The sequence below is a fragment of the Citrobacter sp. RHB36-C18 genome (assembly GCF_013814485.1).
GTDB lineage: Bacteria > Pseudomonadota > Gammaproteobacteria > Enterobacterales > Enterobacteriaceae > Citrobacter > Citrobacter braakii.
Genome location: NZ_CP057125.1, coordinates 4,015,721 through 4,040,151, shown reverse-complemented (window position 1 = coordinate 4,040,151; position 24,431 = coordinate 4,015,721). Strand labels below are relative to the sequence as shown.

Genomic DNA, 24,431 nt, shown 5'->3' with positions numbered 1-24,431 from the left:
ACTCAATAATATTGACTGTTAGCCTGCGGATTAACTGACTAAACTCACTGTTATTACAATAATGCAGTGAAACAGGCTAATCATGATCCTCATCATTTATGCGCATCCCTATCCGCAGCACTCGCATGCGAATAAGCGGATGCTTGAACAGGCAAGGATGCTGGAGGGCGTGGAGATCCGCTCGCTCTACCAGCTCTACCCCGACTTCAATATCGATATTGCCGCTGAACAGGATGCGCTGGCGCGCGCTGATTTGATTATCTGGCAGCATCCTATGCAATGGTATAGCACTCCTCCCTTACTCAAGCTGTGGATGGATAAGGTCCTTTCGCACGGTTGGGCATATGGCCACGGCGGGACAGCGCTCCACGGTAAACATCTGCTGTGGGCAGTGACGACCGGCGGCGGCGAAAACCACTTTGATATTGGCTCCCATCCCGGATTTGATGTGCTTTCCCAGCCCTTACAGGCAACAGCGCTCTACTGTGGTCTCAAATGGCTGCCGCCGTTTGCGATGCACTGTACGTTTATCTGTGATGATGAAACTCTGCAGGCGCAGGCGCGTCATTACAAACAGCGTCTGTTGGAGTGGCAGGAGGTTCATCATGGATAACCATACGCTAATACAGGCGCTGATTTATCTCGGATCGGCGGCGCTGATTGTCCCCATTGCCGTGCGACTGGGGCTAGGGTCAGTGCTGGGGTATCTCATCGCAGGGTGCATTATTGGACCATGGGGTCTGAGGATGGTGACCGACGCTGAATCAATCCTGCATTTTGCCGAGATCGGCGTGGTGCTGATGCTGTTTGTCATCGGTCTGGAGCTGGATCCGCAACGTTTGTGGAAACTGCGGGCCTCGGTGTTCGGTGGTGGTGCGCTGCAGATGGTGGTATGCGGCGGTCTGATTGGTTTGTTCTGTATGTTCCTCGGCCTGCGCTGGCAGGTAGCGGAACTGATCGGCATGACGCTGGCGCTTTCCTCCACGGCTATTGCTATGCAGGCGATGAATGAGCGAAACCTGATGGTTTCGCAAATGGGACGCAGCGCGTTTGCCGTGCTGTTGTTCCAGGATATCGCCGCTATTCCTCTGGTGGCGATGATCCCATTACTTGCGGCGAGCGGAGCATCGACAACGCTTGGGGCGTTTGCGCTCTCCGCCCTTAAAGTGGCGAGCGCCCTGGTGCTGGTGGTGTTGCTGGGGCGTTATGTGACGCGTCCGGCCTTGCGTTTTGTCGCTCGTTCTGGCCTGCGGGAAGTATTCAGTGCCGTTGCGCTGTTCCTCGTTTTTGGCTTCGGTCTGCTGTTGGAAGAGGTTGGACTGTCGATGGCGATGGGCGCGTTCCTGGCCGGTGTGCTGCTGGCAAGCTCTGAGTATCGTCACGCGCTGGAAAGCGATATCGAGCCATTTAAAGGGCTGCTGCTGGGACTGTTTTTCATCGGCGTCGGGATGTCTATCGACTTTGGTACGCTGATTGATAATCCCTTGCGCATTATCATTCTGTTGGTCGGTTTTCTGGTTATCAAAACCGTCATGCTGTGGCTGATAGCGAAACCCTTACAGGTGCCGAACAAGCAGCGCAGATGGTTTGCCGTGTTATTAGGGCAGGGCAGTGAGTTTGCCTTCGTGGTGTTTGGCGCGGCGCAAATGGCAAACGTGCTTGATCCTGATTGGGCGAAATCTCTGACGCTGGCGGTGGCGCTGTCGATGGCGGCGACGCCGATTTTACTGGTAATTCTGACGCGTCTGGAAAAATCGGCGACCGGTGAAGAGCGGGAAGCAGATGAAATCGACGAGGAACAACCTCGGGTGATCATCGCCGGGTTTGGGCGATTTGGTCAGATAACCGGTCGTCTGTTGTTGTCGAGCGGGGTCAAAATGGTGGTTCTTGATCATGACCCCGACCATATCGAAACGCTGCGTAAATTCGGCATGAAGGTTTTCTATGGCGATGCGACGCGGATGGATCTGCTGGAGTCTGCCGGGGCGGCTAAAGCTGAAGTTATTATTAACGCCATTGACGATCCGCAAACCAGCCTGCAACTGACCGAAATGGTGAAACAGTATTTCCCGCATCTGCAAATTATTGCCCGTGCGCGCGATGTGGATCATTACATCCGCCTGCGCCAGGCTGGCGTGGAGATGCCGGAACGTGAAACCTTTGAGGGCGCGCTGAAAACCGGACGTCTGGCACTGGAAGGTCTTGGGCTTGGACGCTATGAAGCGCGTGAGCGGGCCGATGTATTCCGCCGCTTCAACACGCTGATGGTTGAGGAGATGGTGAAAGGGGAAAATGACGCAACGTCCCGCGCGGCGGTATATAAACGCACCAGCGAAATGCTGAGTGAAATTATTGCGGAAGATCGTCAGCACTTATCATTAATTCAACGCCATGGCTGGCAAGGCACGGATGAAGGTAAGCATACGGGCGACGTCGCCGATGAGCCGGAAGTGAAACCGTCAGCATAGGGTAAAAAATGTGATGTTCTGCAAACTTTACTGCTAATTGGCTGTTTTTGAACTACTGTAATGCTGGCGTACCACCTTAAATAGGTCGGTTCGCCAGCAGAACGGAAAATTTTCATGCTCATCCTCTTTCCGCCAGTCGACGAAAGATTGCGCTTTCCGTATAGTGGCGACAATTTTTTTGTATCCGGGAAACATTCAATGATCAGTCTGATTGCGGCGTTAGCGGTAGATCGCGTCATCGGTATGGAAAATGCCATGCCATGGAACCTACCTGCCGATCTCGCCTGGTTTAAACGTAATACCTTAAACAAGCCGGTTGTCATGGGACGCCACACGTGGGAATCCATCGGGCGACCGTTGCCAGGGCGTAAAAATATCGTCATCAGCAGCAAGCCTGGCACCGACGATCGCGTGCAGTGGGTGAAGTCTGTTGAGGAAGCGATCGCGGCCTGTGGCGATGAACCTGAAATTATGGTTATTGGCGGTGGGCGTGTGTATGAGCAGTTCCTGCCGAAAGCGCAGAAACTGTATCTGACACACATTGATGCGGAAGTTGAAGGGGATACGCACTTCCCGGACTACGAACCGGATGACTGGGAATCGGTGTTCAGTGAATTCCACGATGCTGACGCGCAAAACTCCCACAGCTACTGCTTCGAGATTTTGGAACGTCGTTAATGTGGATGCCTGATGGCGTTGCGCTAATCAGGCCTACAGATTGCACATTCGTCTGCCGGATCAGGTGTAAGCACCGCCATCCGGCAGACGGCTATCAGGCGCTGACGGCCTCGCCGGGATCCAGATTCAGATGGCGATTTGATGGCTGTACAAAGTACTGTTTGTCTTCCCAGCGCAGACAGGTGAGATCCCCGCCCCAGCAACACCCCGTATCTAACGCGTAAATACCTTCTGGCGTGCCTTTGCCCTCCAGCGATGCCCAGTGCCCGAATGCAATGCTATAGGCTTCACTGACAGGTCCAGGAATGGCAAACCACGGCTTCAGCGGGGCAGGCGCATCTTCTGGCGACTCTTTGCTGTACATGTCCAACTGACCGTTGGGGAAGCAGTAACGCATGCGGGTAAACGCGTTGGTAATAAAACGCAGGCGCGCCAGCCCCGTCAGTTCCGGGGTCCAGTTATTTGGCATGTCGCCGTACATGGCATCAAGGAAGAATGGATAAGAGTCGCTCGACAGCACGGCTTCAACATCGCGAGCACAGTCCTTCGCCGTCTGCAGATCCCACTGTGGGGTAATCCCTGCATGCGCCATGACCAGTTTCTTCTCTTCATCAACCTGCAACAGCGGCTGACGACGTAGCCAGTTAAGCAGCGTGTCAGCATCCGGTGCCTCAAGCAGCGGCGTGAGCCGGTCTTTCGGTTTATTACGGCTGATGCCAGCAAACACGGCCAGCAGGTGTAAATCGTGATTACCGAGGACTAACCGTACGCTGTCGCCCAGCGATTTAACGTAGCGCAAAACGTCTAACGACCCTGGCCCACGCGCGACCAGATCGCCGGTGAGCCATAAGGTGTCTTGTTCTGGATTAAAGTCAACCTGGTGCAGCAAGGCTACCAGTTCATCGTAACAACCGTGAACGTCGCCAATGAGGTATGTTGCCATAGCTATTGTTTTAATGAATGAGTGTAGGAACGGCGAGTCGGAACACGGGAATGTCGATGGTAAAGGCGATCCCTTGCTCATCGATCATTTCGTAATGACCCTGCATGGTGCCCAGCGGTGTTTCAATCACCGCACCGCTGGTGTACTGGTACTCTTCGCCAGGTTCGATGTGGGGCTGAACGCCAACCACGCCTTCGCCCTGAACTTCGGTTTCACGGCCATGACCATTGGTGATCAACCAATAACGCCCCAACAGCTGCACAGGCGCTCGCCCCAAATTGCGGATAGTCACGGTATAAGCAAAAACGTAACGTTCATCATCAGGTGAGGATTGCGCCTCAATGTAGACGCTTTGTACCTGAATGCACACTCGGGGCGAATTGATCATGTTTAACTCTCCTTCGATGGCGCGTTTTCTGACAGATAGTTAGCCATCCGGCAGTATTGCGCGACAGAGATATTTTCCGCTCGCATCGCCGGATCAACGCCCAGCTCTGTCAGTACTTCAACGCTAAACAGGTTGCCGAGACTATTACGTACCGTTTTGCGACGCTGATTAAACGCTTCAGTGGTAATACGGCTCAGCACACGAACATCTTTAACGGGGTACGGCATTGTCGCGTGAGGGACCAGACGCACCACGGCGGAATCGACTTTAGGCGCAGGCGTAAATGCGGATGGCGGCACTTCAAGTACCGGGATCACATTGCAGTAATACTGCGCCATGACGCTTAATCGACCATACGCTTTACTGTTTGGCCCTGCAACCAGACGGTTAACCACCTCTTTTTGCAACATGAAATGCATGTCGGCGATGGCATCAGTATAGGAAAAAAGATGGAACATGAGCGGCGTGGAGATGTTGTACGGCAGGTTGCCGAATACGCGCAGCGGCTGACCCATCGTTTGTGCGAGTTCGCCGAAGTTCATGGTCATGGCATCTTGCTGATAAATAGTCAGCTTCGGCCCTAAAAACGGGTGTGTTTGCAGGCGGGCGGCGAGATCGCGGTCCAGCTCAATGACCGTGAGCTTGTCCAGGCGTTCGCCTACAGGTTCGGTCAACGCTGCCAGGCCCGGGCCGATTTCGACCATAGCCTGACCTTTCTGCGGGTTGATAGCAGAGACAATACTTTCGATCACAAACTGATCGTTGAGGAAGTTTTGCCCGAAACGTTTACGGGCTAAGTGGCCCTGATGGACTCGATTATTCATTGGTATTAACAATCATTTTGATGGCGAGATTAAGCGCCGTAATAAAACTGCCGACATCTGCTTGCCCACGACCCGCAAGTTCAAGCGCGGTGCCGTGATCGACGGATGTGCGAATAAAGGGCAGGCCCAGCGTGATATTCACACCGCGACCAAATCCCTGGTATTTTAGCACGGGGAGACCCTGATCGTGGTACATTGCCAGCACGGCATCCGCGTGGTCGAGATATTTGGGCTGAAACAGCGTATCTGCGGGCAGCGGGCCGTTTAATTTCATCCCCTGCGCACGCAGTTCATCAAGGACCGGAATGAGGGTGTCTATCTCTTCCGTTCCCATATGACCACCTTCACCGGCATGCGGGTTAAGACCGCACACCAGAATATGCGGATCGGCAATGCCAAACTTGGTGCGCAAATCATGATGCAAAATACCGATCACTTCCTTAAGCAGAGCAGGCGTAATGGCATCGGCAACGGCTCTGAGCGGCAAATGAGTGGTTGCCAGGGCAACGCGCAGCGTTTCAGTCGCCAGCATCATGACGACTTTCTTCGCCTGTGAGCGCTCTTCAAAAAACTCGGTATGTCCAGTAAACGGGACGCCTGCGTCATTGATTACGCCCTTGTGCACCGGACCGGTAATCAGCGCCGCAAACTCACCTTGCAGACAACCATCGCAGGCGCGAGCCAGCGTATCCACCACATATTGTCCGTTCTCTACCGCCAACTGACCCGCGAGAACAGGCGCCCGCAGAGCAATCGGCAACAGCGTCAACGTACCTGCTGATTGCGGTCTGGCTGGGGTATCTGGAGAGTATGGGAGGAGTGAAAGCGGTAAACCGAGCATTGCTGCCCGGTCACTGAGGAGTGCGGCATCCGCACAGACAACGAGTTCTACAGGCCACTCACGCTGGGCGAGCTGAACCACCAGGTCCGGGCCAATCCCGGCGGGTTCGCCGGGAGTGATCACAACGCGTTGAATACGAGTCATTAGTTGCTCAGAACTTTAACGTAGGCGCTGGCGCGCTGTTCCTGCATCCAGGTCGCAGCTTCTTCCGAGAATTTACGGTTCATCAGCATACGATAAGCTCTGTCTTTCTGCGCCGCATCAGTTTTATCAACGTTACGCGTGTCCAGCAGCTCGATCAGATGCCACCCGAAAGAGGAGTGCACCGGGGTACTCATCTGGCCTTTGTGAAGTTTGGTCAGCGCATCGCGGAAAGCGGGATCGAAAATATCCGCTGCAGCCCAGCCCAGATCGCCGCCCTGGTTGGCAGAACCCGGATCCTGAGAAAACTCTTTAGCCGCTGCCGCGAAGGTTGTTTTACCGCTCTTAATATCAGCAGCGATTTGTTCCAGCTTCAGACGCGCCTGTTGATCGGTCATGATCGGCGATGGCTTGAGCAGAATATGGCGGGCATGAACTTCAGTCACGGAGATGCTCTGGCTTTGACCACGCATATCGTTAACTTTCAGGATGTGGAAGCCGACACCAGAACGAATTGGGCCAATGATATCGCCTTTTTTCGCGGTGCTTAGCGCCTGGGCAAAGATGCCCGGCAGCTCCTGAATACGTCCCCAACCCATCTGGCCGCCTTTCAGCGCCTGCTGGTCAGCGGAATAGGTGATAGCCAGTTTGCCGAAATCGCTACCGTTACGCGCTTCATCAACAACAGAGCGCGCCTGACTTTCAGCCGCGTTAACCTGGTCAGAAGTTGGGTTTTCCGGTAATGGGATCAGAATGTGGCTCAGGTTCAGCTCGGTGCTGGCATCGTTTTGGTTGCCGACCTGCTGCGCCAGAGCATCCACTTCCTGAGGCAGGATAGTAACGCGACGGCGAACTTCGCTGTTACGCACTTCAGAGATAGTCATCTCTTTGCGGATCTGGTTACGATAGGTCGAATAGCTTAAGCCATCCTGTGCCAGACGGCTGCGCATCTGATCCAGCGTCATGTTGTTTTGCTTGGCGATGTTGGCAATCGCCTGATCCAGTTGCTCGTCAGAGATTTTAACACCCATCTTCTGACCCATCTGCAGGAGGATTTGATCCATGATCAAACGTTCCAGGATCTGATGACGCAGCGTGGCGTCGTCCGGTAATTGTTGACCAGCCTGACCCGCATTAAGTTTTACTGACTGCATTAAGCCATCGACGTCGCTTTCCAGAACGACGCCGTTATTGACGACGGCTGCGACTTTATCGACTACCTGCGGGGCAGCGAAACTGGTATTCGCGATCATGGCGATACCGAGAAGCAGCGTTTTCCAGTTCTTCATACTTTTTCCATTTCAATTAACCGCAAAGCGGATTACGTTGTAAATCAATCAGATCATAAAGAGCTTTGATACGGCAAAATGTTAGAACGCAACATTTGGTTGGTGCCGAGACCGTAGTTAGAACTCAGGCCGCGTAGTTCGATATTAAAGCCGATCGTGTTGTCATAAACTGCATGTTTCTGAGTGTCATCCCAGCCGTTCAGCTTACGTTCGTAGCCGAAGCGAATGGCGTAACAGCAGGAGTTGTACTGCAGACCCAGCATGGAATCCGCTTCTTTGTTCACGTTGGTATCAAAGTAGTAAGCCCCGACAATCGACCAGCGGTCGGCGATCGGGAAGCTTGCTACCGCACCCACCTGTGAAATCCCGTTTTTATACTGCTCTGCTGTAGAGTAGTAAGACGGCAGGGTTGCCTGGATATATTCAGAGCTGGCATAACGGTAGTTCAACTGCAGCATACGGTTTTCGTCGCGGCGGTATTCGATACTGCTGCTGCTGGTTGCAACGCTGTCCAGACGCGTGTCGTACTGGATCCCACTGCGTAAACCCCAGCGATCGGAGATGCGCCAGTAGGTGTCGCCAGCCCATACCAGTGAGCCCGTTTTGTCGTCATTCTCCCATTTAATGTTGTCATCGCCAGTGCGAGACTCGGTGAAATAGTAGATTTGACCCACAGAAATATTAAAACGTTCAACGGCCGCGTCATCATAAACGCGAGATGTGACCCCGGTCGTTACCTGGTTGGCAGACGCGATGCGGTCCAGACCGCCATAGGTGCGATCGCGGAACAGGCCGCTGTAGTCAGATTGCAGCAGGGACGAGTCATAGTTATAGATATGACTTTGGTCGCGATACGGTAAATACAGGTACTGAGCACGGGGCTCCAGCGTTTGGGTATAGCCCGGCGCTAACATGTTCATGTCGCGCTCGAAGATCATCTTGCCGTCAACTTTAAACTGCGGCATGACGCGGTTGGCGGAATCATCGAGCTTGTTAACGTTACTCGGGTTGTTGTTGTACCAATCCAGGTTAGTTTGCTGATAGTGCGTTGCCAGCAGCTTCGCTTCGGTATTGATACTTCCCCAGTTATTCGACAATGGCAGGTTGATGGTCGGTTCGAGGTGAACACGCGTTGCTTCCGGCATGTTGTCGTTGGTATTAACGAAATGGACTGCCTGACCATAGATACGGGTATCAAACGGACCGACATCATTCTGGTAGTAGTTGACGTCTAACTGCGGCTGAGCGGAATAGCTACTGTTGTTCTGATCGTCAAAGACCTGGAACTGCTTGGTCGAAACTGTCGCATCAAAGTTTTGTACCGCATAGCCGACGCTGAATTTTTGCGTGGCGTAGCCGTCAGTACTGGAACCGTATTTATTATCAAAATCGTTAAAGTAGCTGGAATCGCTGACCTTGGTGTAGTCGACGTTGAAACGCCACACCTGATCCATCACACCAGAGTGTTGCCAGTAGAACAGCCAGCGGCGGGAATTGTCATCCTTCGGATGTTCATCCTCGTACACTTTATCGGAATTCAGATAGTCGAACTCCATCAGACCTGCGCCCGCCTGGGTGAGGTAGCGGAATTCGTTCTCCCACATGATACCGCCACGACGGTGTATATAATGCGGCGTGATGGTGGCGTCCATATTGGGCGCAATGTTCCAATAATACGGGAGATAGAACTCAAAATAGTTATTGGTAGAGTATTTTGCGTTCGGGATCAGGAAACCAGAGCGACGCTTATCGCCGACGGGTAACTGTAAATAAGGACTGTAAAAGACCGGAACCGGACCCAGTTTAAAACGGGCGTTCCAGATCTCTGCGACCTGTTCTTCACGGTCGTGAATGACTTCGCTGCCGACGACGCTCCAGGTATTGGAACCTGGCAGACAGGAGGTGAAGCTACCGTTTTCCAGAATGGTATAGCGGTTTTCCCCACGCTGCTTCATCAGATCGGCTTTTCCGCGCCCCTGACGACCTACCATCTGATAATCACCTTCCCAGATGTTGGTATCTTTGGTATTCAGATTAGACCAGCCCTTCGGCCCCTTCAGAATAACCTGATTGTCATCATAATGGACATTGCCCAGCGCATCGACGGTACGAACTGGCTCCGGCTGGCCTTCTGCCTGCTTCTGATGAAGCTGCACTTCGTCGGCCTGCAGGCGGCTGTTACCCTGTGCGATGTCCACATTGCCGGTAAACACCGCGTCATCCGGGTAATTCCCTTTCGCGTTGTCAGCAGTGATGGTGACGGGTAATTCATTAGTCTCGCCCTGTACCAGAGGACGGTCATAGCTTGGCACGCCCAGCATACACTGTGAGGCGAGATCGGCTGCCAGACCCTGATGGCTATAGAGGGCGCTGGCAATCATGGTGGCCAGAAGAGTGGGAATACGTTTTTTCATACGTTGTATTTATTGTTCCATCATCAGTAGCGTCGCGCGTGACAAACGGTCACAGCCTAACTTATCTCATCTTCACTTCGCTAGTATTAATCCTGCCCATTTTATCCCGCCACCTTTCAAGCTGCATCTTCGTTCCAGACGAATTGGTCACTGCGTTGCCGCCTTGTTGCAACTCGAAATCCAACGGGTATAGCGTTTGTGGTGTTAGGCACGGCATAGAATGACAGGTATGATAATGCAAATTATAGGCGATGTCCCACAATTGACCGCAGCCGTAAATCGGTAAAAGCACCTTATATTGTGGGACATATCCTGGCTGAGAGCAGAAAGATTTGGGGAGTCTATGCAGTATTGGGGAAAGATAATTGGTGTCGCCGTGGCCTTAATGATGGGCGGCGGCTTCTGGGGTGTGGTTCTGGGCCTGTTAGTTGGCCACATGTTCGACAAAGCCCGCATGCGCAAAATGGCGTGGTTTGCCAACCAGCGTGAACGCCAGGCGCTGTTTTTTGCCACCACTTTTGAGGTGATGGGGCATCTGACCAAATCCAAAGGTCGCGTCACGGAAGCCGATATCCATATCGCCAGTCAATTGATGGATCGAATGAATTTGCACGGTGAGTCGCGTACCGCCGCGCAACATGCCTTCCGGGTGGGGAAATCGGACAATTACCCATTACGTGAAAAAATGCGTCAGTTTCGCAGCGTCTGTTTTGGTCGCTTCGATCTGATCCGCATGTTTCTGGAGATTCAGATCCAGGCGGCTTTTGCCGATGGGTCGTTGCATCCGAACGAGCGTGAAGTGCTGTATGTGATTGCTGAAGAGTTGGGGATCTCACGTACCCAATTTGATCAGTTTCTGCGCATGATGCAGGGCGGCGCCCAGTTTGGCGGCGGATATCAGCAGCAGTCCGGCGGCGGTGGCTGGCAGCAGGCGCAACGCGGTCCGACGCTGGAAGACGCCTGCAATGTGCTGGGTGTGAAAGCGACCGATGATGCGACCACCATTAAGCGCGCATACCGTAAGCTGATGAGCGAGCACCATCCGGACAAACTGGTGGCGAAAGGTCTGCCGCCAGAAATGATGGAAATGGCGAAGCAAAAAGCGCAGGAAATTCAAAAAGCTTACGAGCTAATTAAAGAACAGAAAGGCTTTAAATAATCGTTATGCCGGATGGCAGCTAGCGCCTTATCCGGCCTACGTTAATGAATGTAGGCCGGGCAAGCGAAGCACCCGGCCTAAATGGGTCCTGCGTTTAAAAATCTGCCGGAACTTTAAACGTCATACTGTTGCCGTATTCGGGATGCGTGATAGTTAACATCTCTGCGTGCAGCAGCAGGCGCGGCGCTAACGCCAGGGCCTGTGGCGGGGCGTAGAAGCGGTCGCCCAGAATCGGATGCCCTAATGCCAGCATATGCACACGCAACTGGTGGGAGCGTCCGGTAATGGGTTTGAGCACGACCCGGGCGGTGTTATCTTCCGCGAACTCCACCACTTCATACTCGGTCTGCGCCGATTTTCCGGTCTCATAACACACTTTCTGCTTTGGCCGATTCGGCCAGTCGCAAATCAGCGGTAAATCAACCAGCCCCTCGGCCGGAGCGGGATGTCCCCAGACGCGTGCGACATACTGTTTCTTCGGCTCGCGTTCGCGAAACTGGCGCTTTAGCTCACGCTCTGCCGCTTTAGTTAGCGCCACTACAATCACGCCGCTGGTTGCCATATCCAGACGATGTACGGATTCAGCCTGCGGGTAATCGCGCTGAATACGCGTCATCACGCTGTCTTTGTGTTCATCCAGACGACCCGGCACGGACAACAAGCCGCTCGGCTTGTTGACCACCATAATGTGCTCATCCTGATACAGGATAACCAGCCAGGGTTCCTGCGGCGGATTATAGTTTTCCATCCCCATGTCAGGCTCCGTTACTGATGCGTCACGACGATCAGGCGCAGGGCATCCAGACGCCATCCCGCCTGATCCAGGCTTTCCATCACCAGCTGACGATTGCTTTCAATGGCGCTGAGTTCGTCATCACGGATGTTCGGGTTAACGGCACGCAGCGCTTCCAGACGGGAGAGTTCAGCCGTCAGCTTCTCGTCCGCTTCTTTGCGCGCCGCGTCGATCAGCGCGCGGGCCGATTTTTCTACCTGCGCTTCACCGAGTTGCAGAATGGCATGCACATCCTGCTGTACGGCGTTGACCAGTTTACTGCCGGTGTGGCGGTTAACGGCGCTGAGCTGACGGTTAAAGGTTTCGAATTCAACCTGCGCGGCAAGGTTGTTGCCGTTTTTGTCCAGCAGCATGCGTACCGGCGTTGGCGGCAGGAAGCGGTTTAACTGCAGCTGTTTTGGCGCTTGCGCTTCAACGACGTAGACCAGTTCAACCAGCAGAGTACCGACCGGTAATGCTTTGTTTTTCAGCAAAGAAATGGTGCTGCTTCCTGTGTCGCCGGAGAGGATCAGATCCAGACCATTACGGATCAGCGGATGCTCCCAGGTAACAAACTGCGCGTCTTCACGCGACAGGGCAACATCACGCTCAAACGTAATGGTACAGCCATCTTCCGGCAGCCCAGGGAAATCCGGCACCAGCATATGATCGGACGGTGTCAGCACGATCAAATTGTCGCCACGGTCATCCTGATTAATACCAACGATATCAAACAGGTTCATGGCGAAGGCGATCAGGCTGGTATCGTCGTCCTGTTCTTCAATACTCTCAGCCAGCGCCAGCGCTTTTTCGCCGCCGTTAGAGTGGATCTCCAGCAGGCGATCGCGACCTTGCTCCAGCTGCGCTTTCAGCGCGTCATGCTGTTCGCGACAGGTTTTGATCAGATCGTCAAAGCCATCGGTGTTTTCTGGCTCAGCCAGGTAGCCGATCAGATTGTTATATACCGTGTCATAGATGGTACGTCCGGTCGGGCAAGTGTGTTCGAACGCATCCAGACCTTCGTGGTACCAACGCACCAGCACGGATTGCGCGGTTTTTTCCAGGTATGGAACGTGGATCTGGATATCATGCACCTGACCAATACGGTCCAGACGGCCAATACGCTGTTCCAGCAGGTCCGGATTGAAAGGCAGATCAAACATCACCAGATGGCTGGCGAACTGGAAGTTACGCCCTTCGGAGCCGATTTCAGAGCACAGCATCACCTGGGCGCCGCTATCTTCTTCGCTAAACCAGGCCGCAGCGCGGTCACGTTCAATGATCGACATCCCTTCATGGAACACGGCGGCGCGGATACCTTCGCGCTCGCGCAGAACCTGCTCCAGCTGAAGCGCAGTGGTGGCTTTCGCACAGATGACCAGAACTTTTTGCGAGCGGTGGCTGGTCAGGTAGCCCATCAGCCATTCCACGCGCGGGTCAAAGTTCCACCAGGTGCCGGTGTCGCCTTCGAATTCCTGATAAATCTGCTCCGGGTAGAGCATGTCGCGCGCGCGGTCTTCCGCGCTCTTACGCGCGCCCATAATGCCGGAGACTTTAATGGCCGTCTGGTATTGGGTTGGCAACGGCAATTTGATGGTATGCAGCTCGCGTTTCGGGAAGCCTTTCACACCGTTACGGGTATTTCGGAACAGCACGCGGCTGGTGCCGTGGCGGTCCATCAGCATCGAAACCAGCTCCTGACGCGCGCTCTGGGCGTCTTCGCTGTCGCTGTTTGCCGCCTGCAATAACGGCTCAATGTCCTGTTCGCCAATCATGTCACCTAACATGTTCAGCTCATTGTTACTCAGCTTGTTGCCAGCCAGTAACATGGCGACGGCATCGGCGACCGGACGGTAATTTTTCTGTTCTTCAACAAACTGGGCGAAATCGTGGAAGCGGCTTGGATCCAGTAGACGCAGGCGCGCAAAGTGGCTTTCCAGGCCCAGCTGTTCCGGCGTTGCGGTCAGCAGCAGGATGCCTGGTACGCGCTCTGCCAACTGTTCAACGGCCATATATTCACGGCTGGGCGCGTCTTCGCTCCACACCAGGTGATGGGCTTCATCGACAATCAGCAGATCCCATTCGGCATCACACAGGTGCTCCAGACGCTGTTTACTGCGACGGGCAAAGTCCAGCGAACAGATAACCAACTGTTCGGTTTCAAACGGGTTGTAGGCATCGTGCTGCGCTTCTGCATAACGCTCATCATCAAACAGCGCAAAGCGCAGGTTGAAACGACGCAGCATTTCGACCAGCCACTGGTGCTGTAACGTCTCCGGGACGATGATCAGCACGCGCTCCGCGGCGCCTGACAGCAGTTGTTGATGCAGGATCATCCCAGCTTCAATGGTTTTACCTAAACCCACTTCGTCTGCCAGCAACACGCGAGGGGCATGACGACGGCCGACATCATGGGCAATGTTGAGCTGGTGGGGGATCAGGCTGGTACGTTGACCACGCAAACCACTCCACGGCATACGGTACTGTTCGCTCTGAAATTTACGTGCGCGATAGCGCAGCGCAAAGCGGTCCATACGGTCAATCTGGCCGGCAAACAGGCGATCCTGGGGTTTACTGAAAACCAGTTTGCTGTCGAGCAGCACTTCACGCAGCGTTACACCGGTTTCTTCGGTATCAAGGCGGGTTCCGATATAGGCAAGCAGGCCGTTTTCTTCTTTTACTTCATCGACATGCAGTTGCCAGCCTTCATGGCTCGTGATCGTGTCACCAGGATTGAACATCACGCGGGTCACGGGGGAATCACTGCGCGCATACAGACGGTTTTCACCCGTCGATGAGAAAAGTAAAGTGACGGTTCGCGCATCCATGGCGACAACAGTACCAAGTCCCAATTCGCTTTCTGTATCGCTGATCCAGCGTTGACCAAGTGTAAAAGGCATATATGTTCGGCTCTATATCTTTAATTGCAGGCAATACTCGTCATTTTCCGGGCTAGTCCCCGTTATTGAGAGCATACGACCCCGCTACCAGGCTAATAAATCAGTGGTAGGGGTGTTAAATGGGTCCAGGAATGGAAAGGGCGCTATGGTACTGGATGGCGGCGGTTTCGTCACGCGTCAAAATAACCCCAGTTGTCCTGTGAGTAGTGTAGCAAAATTATCGTCAATAAAGGGAAGAATTCCCTCGGCAACCGGCTGGATCTGGCGGGTCAGATAATGCTCGTAATCAAGTGCAGATAGCTGATAATCAACAGGTTCAGGTCCATTTATCGTCCAGACATATTTAATCGTGCCACGATTCTGATACTGCTGCGGACGCCCCAGTTTGACGTTCTGCTCATCGGCGAGCCGCGCGGCGCGAACGTGCGGCGGAACATTCCGCTGGTATTCGCTCAACGGGCGGCGCAGGCGTTTGCGGTACACCAGGTGTTCATCCAGTTCACCCGCCATCAGACGGTCGATAGTCTCGCGAACAAACTCTTGATAAGGCTCGTTACGAAAAATTCGCAGGTACAGCTCCTGCTGAAACTGCTGGGCCAGCGGCGTCCAGTCGGTTCGTACCGTTTCCAGACCTTTAAAGACCATGCGTTGCTCAGCGCCCGACTGAATCATTCCGGCGTAGCGTTTTTTGCTGCCGGTATCTGCACCGCGAATCGTCGGCATCAGAAAGCGACAAAAGTGGGTTTCAAATTCCAGCTCCAGCGCGCTGGTCAGGTTTTGCTGCTTCAGCGATTGCGCCCACCAGTTGTTGACATAGCTTACCAGCTCCCGACCAATCCGGGCCGCATCGTCTTCCGAGTGCGCCTTTTTAAGCCAGACAAAGGTGGAGTCGGTGTCGCCATAGATGACGTCGTAACCCTGAGCCTCAATCAGCGCTTTGGTCTGACGCATGATCGCGTGACCGCGCATGGTGATAGACGAAGCCAGCCTCGGGTCGAAAAAGCGGCAGGCGGTGGTGCCAAGCACGCCGTAAAACGCGTTCATGATGATTTTCAGCGCCTGTGAGAGCGGCTTATTGCCGCGGCGTTTGGCTTCATCGCGCCCATGCCAGATCTGGGTAACAATTTCCGGCAGACAGTGCTTTTCGCGTGAGAACCAGGCGTCAAGGAACCCCTCGGTACTGTGTTCCCGATCCGGCTGTGCCATCCCTTCGATAAGTCCCACTGGATCGATCAAAAAAGTACGAATAATTGACGGGTACAGGCTTTTGTAATCCAGCACCAGCACGGAGTCGTACAAACCCGGGCGCGAGTCCATCACGTAGCCACCGGGGCTGGCGTGCGCGGGAACCTCCCCCAGATTCGGTGCCACATAGCCCGCCCGGTGCATTCGCGGTAGGTAGAGATGGCCGAAGGCGGCAACGGAACCGCCGTGCCGGTCGACCGGCAGGCCGTTTACCGTCGATCGTTCCAGCAAAAATGGCATGATCTCGGTTTTATGAAAAATACGCGTGACCAGCTCACAGTCTTTGAGATTGTAGGTGGCGAGTGCGGGCTTATCCTGGGCAAACCGGCGATCTATTTCGTCCATCCTGTCCCAGGGATTATCTATCGACTTCCCTTCGCCCAGCAGCTCCTGTGACACCGTTTCCAGCGAAAAGGATGAGAAATTCCAGAATGCGGATTTAAGCGCCTCAATGCCGTCGATAATCAGGCGACCTTTAGCCTGCGCGAAGAATACGCCGTTTTTGAAGCCATGTTCGCGCCACTCCAGCTCGCTATTGTCACGGCCAAAACGCAGGGGAATGCGGTAACGTTCAGCATGCTTTTGCAGGACGCGTAAATCGAATTGCACGACGTTCCAGCCGATTACCACATCAGGATCGTGACGGGCAATCCAGTCGTTGAGCTTTTCCAGTAACTGCGGGCGGCTTGCGACGTATTCAAGTTCAAAATCCAGCGCTGAGGCATCGCCGTTTGCCGGGCCGAGCATGTAGACAATACGCTGCCCACAGCCTTCAAGGCCGATACAGTAGAGTTCGCCGTGGCGCGTGGTTTCGATATCCAGCGAGACCCATTTCAGCGGCGGTCGATAGTCAGGGTTTGGCTTCAACCGGGCATTAACCAGCGTACCGTTATGTCTGTCGCCTTCAACCCACACAGGCGAGGTGATAAAACGCTCCATCAGATACCGTTCCGGCGGACGCACGTCGGCCTCGTAGACGGTAATTGCGTTTTCACGCAGCAGCTTTTCCAGCCGCATGAGCTGGCGATGTGAGCGGCAATACAGGCCGGAAACGGGCTGCCGGTGGAAGTCTTGCAATTGCAGCGGCGTCAGACGATAGCCGTTTTCATTGCGTAATAATGACGCTACGCGAGGAACCTGACTGACAGGAATAAACGCGACCGACTCCTGAGGCGCGAGCGTGACCTGTAGCGGCCCGTCGTCTGTAGCCAGCCAGAATGTGACCTCAGTTCCCTGCGGGGTGTCCCGCCAGTGCCGGGTTAAAATAAAGCCTGCCTGCGCCACGCTGCGTATCCATTAAAAAACCAAGCATTATTATAGCCTGGTTTACACGATTGCACTGTTATTTTGTACAGTAAAAAATGAGAGCTGCGGGCAGTTATTGTGACAATAAAAGTAAAATGCCCTCCGCAGTAAAAGTGTTACTGGATAGGGTTTGATATTTAATAAATGAATGCCTTAATTGAAAACTCTTCCTTGAATTATTTTATTGGCCTGTCATGGCTATTTGTATCTATTATTCTTTTGTAATTATATTTGTTTCATAAATTGGAAGTCCGTTTCAGGATTTTTATGTCATTTTCGGAATCGTGCTCGTATGGTTTTGTTACTCATCCCTCGGTTCAGGAAAAATGGTTATTTTTTTTATTTGTTTTTATTCATGGTTAGTGTAACTATTTTAATCAAACACTCGGGTTACCAGGTTGAATATAATATATTTTTATGGCTTGCTATTGTCTGGATAAAAACGGATTTTCGGTTCGATTTCGTCGGGAATATCTCTCTGTATAATTTGCTTTTATCGCTGAATATAATTTTATTCATCTGATAGCTCGGGTGTTTTATATCAATAGCTTGGGTGCGTAGTGTTATGGAGGCCTATTATGGATATTTATACTCAGGCGTTACAGGTAGGATATGATCACTATTTATTTGTTAATACTCAGTTATCTAACCCTACAATTAAATCAGTAAGTCAATATATTGAGTATAGAACGTGGTCAGGTCAAATTTGGCGTACTGAGGTTATTGAACGTGGGAATGCTTTCTTTCACTGGCAAGGGCATGACAGAATAAATGGTCATCGTGATACGGTGATTAATTATCTGTTGAATGGACAGCGCTGGCAGTCAACGATTACAGATTACATTTTCTTTCATTCACTGGATGGTGAAGAGGCGCAGGGACATTATGACAACGTGATTAAATACGTTTGTGCTAATAACTGTGTGTATCGAAGTGCGTTTGCGGAATATATAAAGGAATAACCAGAGAGCGCGCCACCGAGATTTCGGGCGCGCTCAGATTGTTTTCACTGACCGTAGTAGGCTTTTGCGCCGTGTTTACGTAGGTAATGTTTATCTAACAGGGTTTGCTGCATATCCGGCAATTGCGGCGCGAGCTGGCGACAGAAGATCCCCATGTAGGCGACTTCTTCCAGCACGATGGCGTTGTGTACCGCATCTTCGGCGTTTTTTCCCCACGCAAACGGACCGTGAGAGTGCACCAGCACGCCAGGCATCTGCGAAGCGTCAATGCCTTGTTTCTCAAAGGTTTCAACGATCACGTTACCGGTTTCCCACTCATATTCGCCGTTGATTTCTTCCTCGGTCATTTTCCGTGTGCAGGGAATCGATCCGTAGAAATAGTCCGCATGAGTGGTACCCGTGGCTGGAATCGACTGGCCCGCCTGCGCCCAGATGGTTGCATGACGCGAATGGGTATGAACAATGCCGCCAATGGTCGGGAATGCCTGATACAGCAGACGGTGCGTTGGGGTATCGGAGGAGGGTTTCTTCGTACCTTCTACAACCTCACCGGTGGCGATACTGACTACGACCATATCTTCTGCGGTCATAACGCTGTAATCGACCCCGGAAGGTTTTATCACAAACACGCCGCGCTCGCGATCGACGGCACTCACGTTCCCCCAGGTCAAGGTGACCAGGTGGTGCTTAGGCAACGCCAGATTGGCTTCCAGCACCTGACGTTTGAGATCTTCTAACATGTTGATTCCTCTGTGCCGGATGGCGGGCAAGCGCAGAGCCATCCGGCAACAACATAATTAACGTTTAAAACCGTAATAGACGTCGTTCCAGCGCAGCGCGTCCTTAAAGGCCGGCAGGCGGGTATCGTTGTCGATCACGGCGATCTCGATATCGTGCATTTCAGCGAACTGGCGCATATCGTTCAGATCCAGCGCGTGGCTGAAGACGGTGTGGTGCGCGCCACCGGCCAGGATCCAGGCTTCAGATGCGGTTGGCAGATCAGGCTGAGCCTTCCACAATGCGTTAGCCACCGGCAGTTTCGGCAGGGAGTGCGGTGTTTGAACTGTGTCGATGCAGTTAACCAGCAGGCGATAGCGATCGCCAAGATCGATCAGGCTGGCAACGACTGCCGGGCCAGTTTTGGTGTTGAAGATCAGACGAGCGGGATCGTCTTTACCACCAATGCCGAGATGCTGAACATCGAGGATCGGTTTATCTTCCACCGCGATAGACGGGCACACTTCCAGCATGTGCGAGCCGAGCACCAGATCGTTGCCTTTCTCGAAGTGGTAGGTGTAATCCTCCATAAATGAGGTGCCGCCCTGCAGACCGGTTGACATCACCTTCATGATGCGAAGCAGAGCGGCGGTTTTCCAGTCGCCTTCGCCCGCAAAGCCATAGCCTTGCTGCATCAGACGCTGTACGGCCAGACCCGGGAGCTGTTTCAGGCCGTGTAAATCTTCAAATGTCGTGGTAAAGGCGTGGAATCCGCCCTGTTCCAGGAAACGCTTCATCCCCAGTTCAATACGGGCTGCTTCCAGTACGTTCTGACGTTTCTCACCGTGGACTTGCGTTGCCGCCGTCATGGTGTAGGTGTTTTCATACTCATCGATTAGCGCGTTGATTTCGCCGTCGCTAATGGAGTTCACTACCTGCACCAGATCGCCTACGGCCCAGGTATTTACCGAGAAGCCGAATTTGATCTGCGCAGCGACTTTATCGCCATCGGTGACTGCGACTTCACGCATGTTGTCGCCAAAACGGCAGACTTTCAGATGGCGGGTATCCTGTTTGGACACGGCCTGGCGCATCCAGGAGCCAATGCGTTCGTGCGCTTGTTTGTCCTGCCAGTGACCGGTGACCACGGCGTGCTGCTGACGCATACGTGCGCCGATGAAGCCGAATTCACGGCCGCCGTGCGCGGTCTGGTTCAGGTTCATAAAGTCCATATCAATGCTGTCCCACGGCAGGGCGGCGTTGAACTGGGTATGGAATTGCATCAGCGGCTTGTTGAGGATAGTCAGACCGTTAATCCACATTTTGGCCGGAGAGAAAGTGTGCAGCCAGACCACCAGACCTGCGCAGCGATCATCGTAGTTAGCGTCACGACAAATAGCGGTAATCTCGTCAGGTGAAGTACCCAGTGGTTTTAAAACCAGTTTGTAGGGCAGTTTAGCTTCAGTATTCAGCGCGTTAACGACGTGCTCGGCATGTTGGGTTACCTGACGCAGGGTTTCAGGGCCATACAGATGCTGGCTACCAATCACAAACCACACTTCATAGTTATCAAAAATCGTCATTGTCGTGTCCTTAATGTGTCAGGGTTGCCTGGTCTACCGGGGTTTGTTGCGCCGGAGCGGCAGTCGGAAGGTATTGTTGTTCAGCGCTTACCGCCCACTGCTGGTAGCGGCGGTAAAGCTGTTCAAAACGTTGAGCCTGCTCTGGTCGAGGTTGCAGCGTGTTTTCCACGGCGCTTGCCATCTGTTGCTGAGCGGCTGGGATATCGGTGTGTACTTTCGCGGCAACGGCGGCAAAGATAGCCGCACCGAGTGCGCAGCACTGGTCTGAAGCGACAATCTGTAGTGGACGGTTGAGCACGTCACAACAGGCCTGCATGATGACCGGATTTTTACGGGCGATGCCGCCTAGCGCCATTACGTTGTTAACCGCAATGCCTTGTTCGGTGAAGCATTCCATGATGGCGCGTGCACCAAAGGCGGTGGCGGCAATCAGACCGCCGAACAGCGCTGGCGCGTCGGTTGCCAGATTCAGATCGGTAATCACTCCTTTCAGACGCTGGTTGGCATTGGGCGTACGGCGACCGTTGAACCAGTCGAGTACCACCGGCAGGTGATCCAGCGACGGATTTCTCGCCCAGGCTTCGGTTAGCGCTGGTAGCAGCTGTTTTTGGCTGGCTTTAATCTGGGTCTTCAGCTCCGGGTGCTGCGCGGCAAGCTGCTCCAGCGGCCAGCTCAGCACACGGCTAAACCAGGCATAGATATCGCCGAACGCGGACTGGCCTGCCTCGAGGCCAATAAAATGCGGCACCACGCTGCCATCAACCTGGCCGCAAATGCCTTTCACCGCGCGCTCGCCGACGCTGTGTTTGTCAGCAATCAGAATGTCGCAGGTCGACGTGCCAATGACTTTCACCAGCGTATTGGGCTGTGCGCCCGCGCCGACCGCACCCATATGGCAGTCAAAAGCGCCGCCTGCAATCACCACGCTTTCCGGTAGTCCCAGACGCTGCGCCCACTCGGCGCACAGGGTGCCAACCGGCAGGTCGGCTGTGAAGGTATCGGTAAACATCGGGTATTGCAGATGGCGGTTGAGGATGGGGTCGAGTTCGTCAAAGAAACTGGCTGGCGGTAGACCACCCCAGCTTTCATGCCACAGGGATTTATGCCCGGCGCTGCAGCGACCGCGACGAATATCCTGTGGACGTACGGTATTAGAGAGCAGGGCCGGAACCCAGTCGCACAGTTCAATCCACGAAACCGCGGCCTCGGCAACCGCGTGGTCCTGACGGGTCACATGCAGGATTTTGGCCCAGAACCATTCGCTGGAATAAATACCGCCGATATAGCGGGAGTAATCGATCTTGCCCGGTGTGTGGCACAGACGGGTAATTTCTTCAGCTTCTTCTACTGAGGTGTGATCTTTCCACAGGACAAACATTGCATTTGGGTTTTCAGCGAACTCCGGACGCAACGCCAGTACGTTGCCGTCGGCATCGATGGGGGCCGGGGTTGAACCGGTGCTGTCAACGCCAATCCCGACCACTTCCGCACGCTGTTTAACGCTCAGTTCGGCCAGCACGGTTTTCAGCGCCGCTTCCATTGATTCAATGTAGTCGCGTGGATGATGGCGAAACTGGTTGTTTGGGCCATCGCAATACTGCCCTTCCTGCCAACGTGGATACCACTCTACGCTGGTGGCGATTTCTTCACCGGTGGCACATTCCACTGCCAAAGCGCGTACTGAATCACTGCCAAAATCGAGGCCAATTGCAATCGCCATCGTCTTACTCCATCCAAAAATACGGGTATGGATAAACAGTAGTTAGTAGGGATAAAAACCGTCAGGCAGGATTCGCTAATCTTATGGACTAAAATGCTGTGGCATCACAAAGTGTGACGCCGTGCAAATAATCAATGTGGACATTTCTGCCGTAGTTATAGACACTTTTGTTAGCCGATTTTAACGTTGGCGCAGTACATATTTTTTACAAAGTGCTTTTCACAAGCGGGGTTGATGGTCCATTACCGCAAACACAGCGGCCCGCAGGGGCGACGGCAATGATGTCTGGCGTAATATGGACAAATTGTTTCTTAGCAGAACATAGGGAGTATTGAAATTATGGCTGAAACGCAAAACGATCCCCTGCTGCCAGGCTATTCGTTTAACGCGCATTTGGTGGCCGGATTAACCCCCATCGAGGCGAACGGATACCTGGATTTTTTTATCGACAGGCCGCTGGGTATGAAGGGCTATATCCTCAATCTCACTATCCGTGGCGAAGGGGTTATCAATAATCAGGGCAAACAATTTGTCTGTCGGCCTGGCGATATTTTGCTGTTTCCGCCCGGAGAAATTCACCACTACGGACGCCATCCTGATGCCAGCGAGTGGTATCACCAGTGGGTTTACTTTCGCCCACGCGCCTACTGGCAGGAGTGGCTGACCTGGCCGGCCATTTTTGCCCAGACTGGATTCTTTCGCCCGGATGAAGCACATCAGCCGCATTTTAACGAACTGTTTGGGCAGATAATCAACGCCGGGCAGGGAGAAGGTCGCTATTCCGAACTGCTGGCGATTAATTTACTGGAACAGTTATTGCTCCGACGTATGGAAGCCATTAATGAATCGCTGCATCCCCCCATGGACAACCGCGTGCGCGACGCCTGCCAGTACATCAGCGATCACCTGGCGGACAGTAATTTTGATATTGCCAGCGTCGCACAGCACGTCTGCCTGTCGCCTTCCCGTTTGTCGCATCTGTTCCGTCAACAGTTGGGTATCAGCGTATTAAGCTGGCGCGAGGATCAGCGTATCAGCCAGGCCAAGCTATTGCTGAGTACCACTCGTATGCCCATTGCGACGGTGGGGCGCAATGTTGGCTTTGACGATCAGCTCTATTTTTCTCGCGTTTTCAAAAAATGTACTGGCGCCAGTCCGAGCGAGTTTCGCGCCGGATGTGAATAAAAAGTGAATGATGTGTCCTGAAAGTTGTCATAACTCGCAATCTATTCAGACAATTGATGGCTTGACGAAGTTGAGACGGGTTATCAAAATCCCTGCTTCGTAAATCTGACGGACACATTATGCAAGCATTGCTGGAACACTTTATTCTTCAGTCCGCCCTGTACTCCCTGATCGCCGTACTGCTGGTGGCCTTTCTGGAGTCACTGGCGCTGGTTGGTCTGATTCTGCCCGGTACCGTGATGATGGCGGGGCTGGGGGCGCTGATTGGCAGTGGCGAACTGAACTTCTGGCATGCCTGGCTTGCGGGCATCATTGGTTGCCTGTTGGGAGACTGGATCTCTTTCTGGTTGGGCTGGCGCTTTAAAAAGCCGCTGCACCGTTGGTCGTTCATGAAAAAGAACAAGGCGTTGCTGGATAAAACCGAGCACGCGCTGCATCAGCACAGCATGTTTACCATTCTGGTGGGGCGTTTTGTGGGACCGACGCGTCCGCTGGTGCCAATGGTGGCGGGCATGCTGGATCTGCCTGTCGCTAAATTTATCGTCCCGAATATTATTGGTTGCGTACTGTGGCCGCCGTTCTACTTCCTGCCGGGGATCCTGGCGGGGGCGGCAATTGATATTCCTTCTGAGATGCAGAGCGGGGATTTTAAATGGTTGCTGCTGGCGACGGCGCTGTTGCTATGGGTAGGGGGCTGGTTTTGCTGGCGACTGTGGCGTAGCGGCAAAGCGGCAGTCGATCGCTTAGCCGCGTATTTCCCCCGCAGCCGTTTACTGTATCTGGCGCCGTTGACGCTTGGGATCGGCGTGGTTGCGCTGGTGGCGTTACTGCGCCATCCGCTGATGCCGGTGTATATTGATATTCTGCGTAAAGTCGTGGGTTTTTGACGATTCTTTC

The 24,431-nt window shown here is 53.5% G+C and carries 19 protein-coding genes; 7 read left to right on the top strand and 12 right to left on the bottom strand.

Annotated features, from left to right (window positions below; genetic code table 11):
- Positions 1-82: 82 nt before the first annotated feature.
- From kefF to folA, 3 genes are all read left to right on the top strand, one after another.
- Entirely contained in the window at positions 83-613 is a 531-nt protein-coding gene (gene kefF, locus HVZ52_RS19230; RefSeq protein ID WP_016151660.1) for a glutathione-regulated potassium-efflux system oxidoreductase KefF, read from the top strand.
- Positions 606-2,468 (top strand): glutathione-regulated potassium-efflux system protein KefC, encoded by a 1,863-nt coding sequence (gene kefC / locus HVZ52_RS19225; RefSeq protein ID WP_016151661.1) that lies wholly within the window; start codon positions 606-608, stop codon positions 2,466-2,468. Before kefF ends, kefC begins: the two co-directional genes overlap by 8 nt.
- A 198-nt stretch (positions 2,469-2,666) precedes the next feature.
- Complete coding sequence (gene folA, locus HVZ52_RS19220) at positions 2,667-3,146, top strand: type 3 dihydrofolate reductase (protein WP_016151662.1); 480 nt, start codon at positions 2,667-2,669, stop codon at positions 3,144-3,146.
- 94 nt (positions 3,147-3,240) lie between these two features.
- On the opposite strand, the gene apaH is transcribed toward folA, so the two are convergent.
- From apaH to lptD, 6 genes are read right to left on the bottom strand one after another with little or no spacing between them, the layout of a single operon-like run.
- Complete coding sequence (gene apaH, locus HVZ52_RS19215; RefSeq protein ID WP_181598598.1) at positions 3,241-4,089, bottom strand: bis(5'-nucleosyl)-tetraphosphatase (symmetrical) ApaH; 849 nt, start codon at positions 4,087-4,089, stop codon at positions 3,241-3,243.
- A 10-nt stretch (positions 4,090-4,099) separates the two neighbouring features.
- Positions 4,100-4,477, bottom strand: a complete 378-nt coding sequence (gene apaG, locus HVZ52_RS19210) for a Co2+/Mg2+ efflux protein ApaG (protein ID WP_003018867.1) — start codon at positions 4,475-4,477, stop codon at positions 4,100-4,102.
- Between the two features lie 2 nt (positions 4,478-4,479).
- The gene (gene rsmA, locus HVZ52_RS19205; protein WP_003018865.1) at positions 4,480-5,301 is read right to left on the bottom strand and encodes a 16S rRNA (adenine(1518)-N(6)/adenine(1519)-N(6))-dimethyltransferase RsmA; all 822 of its coding nucleotides are present in this window, start codon (positions 5,299-5,301) and stop codon (positions 4,480-4,482) included.
- Positions 5,294-6,286, bottom strand: a complete 993-nt coding sequence (gene pdxA / locus HVZ52_RS19200; protein WP_181598597.1) for a 4-hydroxythreonine-4-phosphate dehydrogenase PdxA — start codon at positions 6,284-6,286, stop codon at positions 5,294-5,296. The genes rsmA and pdxA overlap by 8 nt, the downstream gene beginning before the upstream one ends.
- A complete protein-coding gene (surA, locus tag HVZ52_RS19195) occupies positions 6,286-7,572 on the bottom strand; it encodes a peptidylprolyl isomerase SurA (protein ID WP_131380614.1) in 1,287 nt (428 codons plus the stop codon). Before surA ends, pdxA begins: the two co-directional genes overlap by 1 nt.
- Positions 7,573-7,625: 53 nt before the next feature.
- The gene (lptD, locus tag HVZ52_RS19190; protein WP_181598596.1) at positions 7,626-9,986 is read right to left on the bottom strand and encodes an LPS assembly protein LptD; all 2,361 of its coding nucleotides are present in this window, start codon (positions 9,984-9,986) and stop codon (positions 7,626-7,628) included.
- Positions 9,987-10,329: 343 nt separating this feature from the next.
- Between lptD and djlA the strand changes: the two genes are divergently transcribed.
- A complete protein-coding gene (gene djlA, locus HVZ52_RS19185) occupies positions 10,330-11,145 on the top strand; it encodes a co-chaperone DjlA (protein ID WP_131380616.1) in 816 nt (271 codons plus the stop codon).
- Between the two features lie 94 nt (positions 11,146-11,239).
- Here djlA and rluA read toward each other — a convergent pair whose 3' ends face one another.
- From rluA to polB, 3 genes are all read right to left on the bottom strand, one after another.
- A complete protein-coding gene (rluA, locus tag HVZ52_RS19180) occupies positions 11,240-11,899 on the bottom strand; it encodes a bifunctional tRNA pseudouridine(32) synthase/23S rRNA pseudouridine(746) synthase RluA (protein ID WP_016151668.1) in 660 nt (219 codons plus the stop codon).
- Between the two features lie 11 nt (positions 11,900-11,910).
- Positions 11,911-14,817, bottom strand: a complete 2,907-nt coding sequence (gene rapA / locus HVZ52_RS19175) for an RNA polymerase-associated protein RapA (RefSeq protein WP_181598595.1) — start codon at positions 14,815-14,817, stop codon at positions 11,911-11,913.
- A gap of 177 nt (positions 14,818-14,994) precedes the next feature.
- Positions 14,995-17,346, bottom strand: a complete 2,352-nt coding sequence (gene polB / locus HVZ52_RS19170) for a DNA polymerase II (protein ID WP_080859379.1) — start codon at positions 17,344-17,346, stop codon at positions 14,995-14,997.
- A 599-nt stretch (positions 17,347-17,945) separates the two neighbouring features.
- On the opposite strand from polB, the gene HVZ52_RS19165 reads away from it, so the two are divergent.
- Positions 17,946-18,329 carry a DUF4751 family protein gene (locus tag HVZ52_RS19165; RefSeq protein ID WP_016155677.1) on the top strand — a complete coding sequence of 128 codons (384 nt, stop codon included), beginning with the start codon at positions 17,946-17,948 and terminating at the stop codon, positions 18,327-18,329.
- Between the two features lie 44 nt (positions 18,330-18,373).
- Here HVZ52_RS19165 and araD read toward each other — a convergent pair whose 3' ends face one another.
- The 3 genes from araD to araB are packed head-to-tail and all read right to left on the bottom strand — an operon-like array spanning position 18,374 to position 22,349.
- Positions 18,374-19,069, bottom strand: coding sequence for an L-ribulose-5-phosphate 4-epimerase (gene araD, locus HVZ52_RS19160; protein ID WP_016151673.1), 696 nt, complete (start codon positions 19,067-19,069; stop codon positions 18,374-18,376).
- Positions 19,070-19,126: 57 nt separating this feature from the next.
- Positions 19,127-20,629: an L-arabinose isomerase gene (araA, locus tag HVZ52_RS19155; protein WP_181598594.1), complete on the bottom strand. Its 1,503-nt coding sequence runs from the start codon at positions 20,627-20,629 to the stop codon at positions 19,127-19,129.
- A gap of 10 nt (positions 20,630-20,639) precedes the next feature.
- Complete coding sequence (gene araB / locus HVZ52_RS19150; protein WP_016151675.1) at positions 20,640-22,349, bottom strand: ribulokinase; 1,710 nt, start codon at positions 22,347-22,349, stop codon at positions 20,640-20,642.
- Positions 22,350-22,688: 339 nt separating this feature from the next.
- Here araB and araC point away from each other — a divergent pair, with 339 nt between their 5' ends.
- Entirely contained in the window at positions 22,689-23,534 is an 846-nt protein-coding gene (gene araC / locus HVZ52_RS19145) for an arabinose operon transcriptional regulator AraC (RefSeq protein ID WP_003018834.1), read from the top strand.
- 119 nt (positions 23,535-23,653) lie between these two features.
- Positions 23,654-24,421 carry a DedA family protein gene (locus HVZ52_RS19140; protein WP_047417216.1) on the top strand — a complete coding sequence of 256 codons (768 nt, stop codon included), beginning with the start codon at positions 23,654-23,656 and terminating at the stop codon, positions 24,419-24,421.
- The last annotated feature ends 10 nt before the right edge of the window (positions 24,422-24,431 follow it).

Coding starts and splice junctions, on each gene's coding strand:
- kefC (WP_016151661.1), top strand. CDS start 606: ATGGATAACCATACGCTAATACAGGCGCTGATTTATCTCGGATCGGCG.
- rluA (WP_016151668.1), bottom strand. CDS start 11,899: ATGGGGATGGAAAACTATAATCCGCCGCAGGAACCCTGGCTGGTTATC.
- apaG (WP_003018867.1), bottom strand. CDS start 4,477: ATGATCAATTCGCCCCGAGTGTGCATTCAGGTACAAAGCGTCTACATT.
- apaH (WP_181598598.1), bottom strand. CDS start 4,089: ATGGCAACATACCTCATTGGCGACGTTCACGGTTGTTACGATGAACTG.
- araA (WP_181598594.1), bottom strand. CDS start 20,629: ATGACGATTTTTGATAACTATGAAGTGTGGTTTGTGATTGGTAGCCAG.
- HVZ52_RS19165 (WP_016155677.1), top strand. CDS start 17,946: ATGGATATTTATACTCAGGCGTTACAGGTAGGATATGATCACTATTTA.
- kefF (WP_016151660.1), top strand. CDS start 83: ATGATCCTCATCATTTATGCGCATCCCTATCCGCAGCACTCGCATGCG.
- surA (WP_131380614.1), bottom strand. CDS start 7,572: ATGAAGAACTGGAAAACGCTGCTTCTCGGTATCGCCATGATCGCGAAT.
- djlA (WP_131380616.1), top strand. CDS start 10,330: ATGCAGTATTGGGGAAAGATAATTGGTGTCGCCGTGGCCTTAATGATG.
- pdxA (WP_181598597.1), bottom strand. CDS start 6,286: ATGACTCGTATTCAACGCGTTGTGATCACTCCCGGCGAACCCGCCGGG.
- rapA (WP_181598595.1), bottom strand. CDS start 14,817: ATGCCTTTTACACTTGGTCAACGCTGGATCAGCGATACAGAAAGCGAA.
- lptD (WP_181598596.1), bottom strand. CDS start 9,986: ATGAAAAAACGTATTCCCACTCTTCTGGCCACCATGATTGCCAGCGCC.
- araC (WP_003018834.1), top strand. CDS start 22,689: ATGGCTGAAACGCAAAACGATCCCCTGCTGCCAGGCTATTCGTTTAAC.
- folA (WP_016151662.1), top strand. CDS start 2,667: ATGATCAGTCTGATTGCGGCGTTAGCGGTAGATCGCGTCATCGGTATG.
- HVZ52_RS19140 (WP_047417216.1), top strand. CDS start 23,654: ATGCAAGCATTGCTGGAACACTTTATTCTTCAGTCCGCCCTGTACTCC.
- araD (WP_016151673.1), bottom strand. CDS start 19,069: ATGTTAGAAGATCTCAAACGTCAGGTGCTGGAAGCCAATCTGGCGTTG.
- rsmA (WP_003018865.1), bottom strand. CDS start 5,301: ATGAATAATCGAGTCCATCAGGGCCACTTAGCCCGTAAACGTTTCGGG.
- araB (WP_016151675.1), bottom strand. CDS start 22,349: ATGGCGATTGCAATTGGCCTCGATTTTGGCAGTGATTCAGTACGCGCT.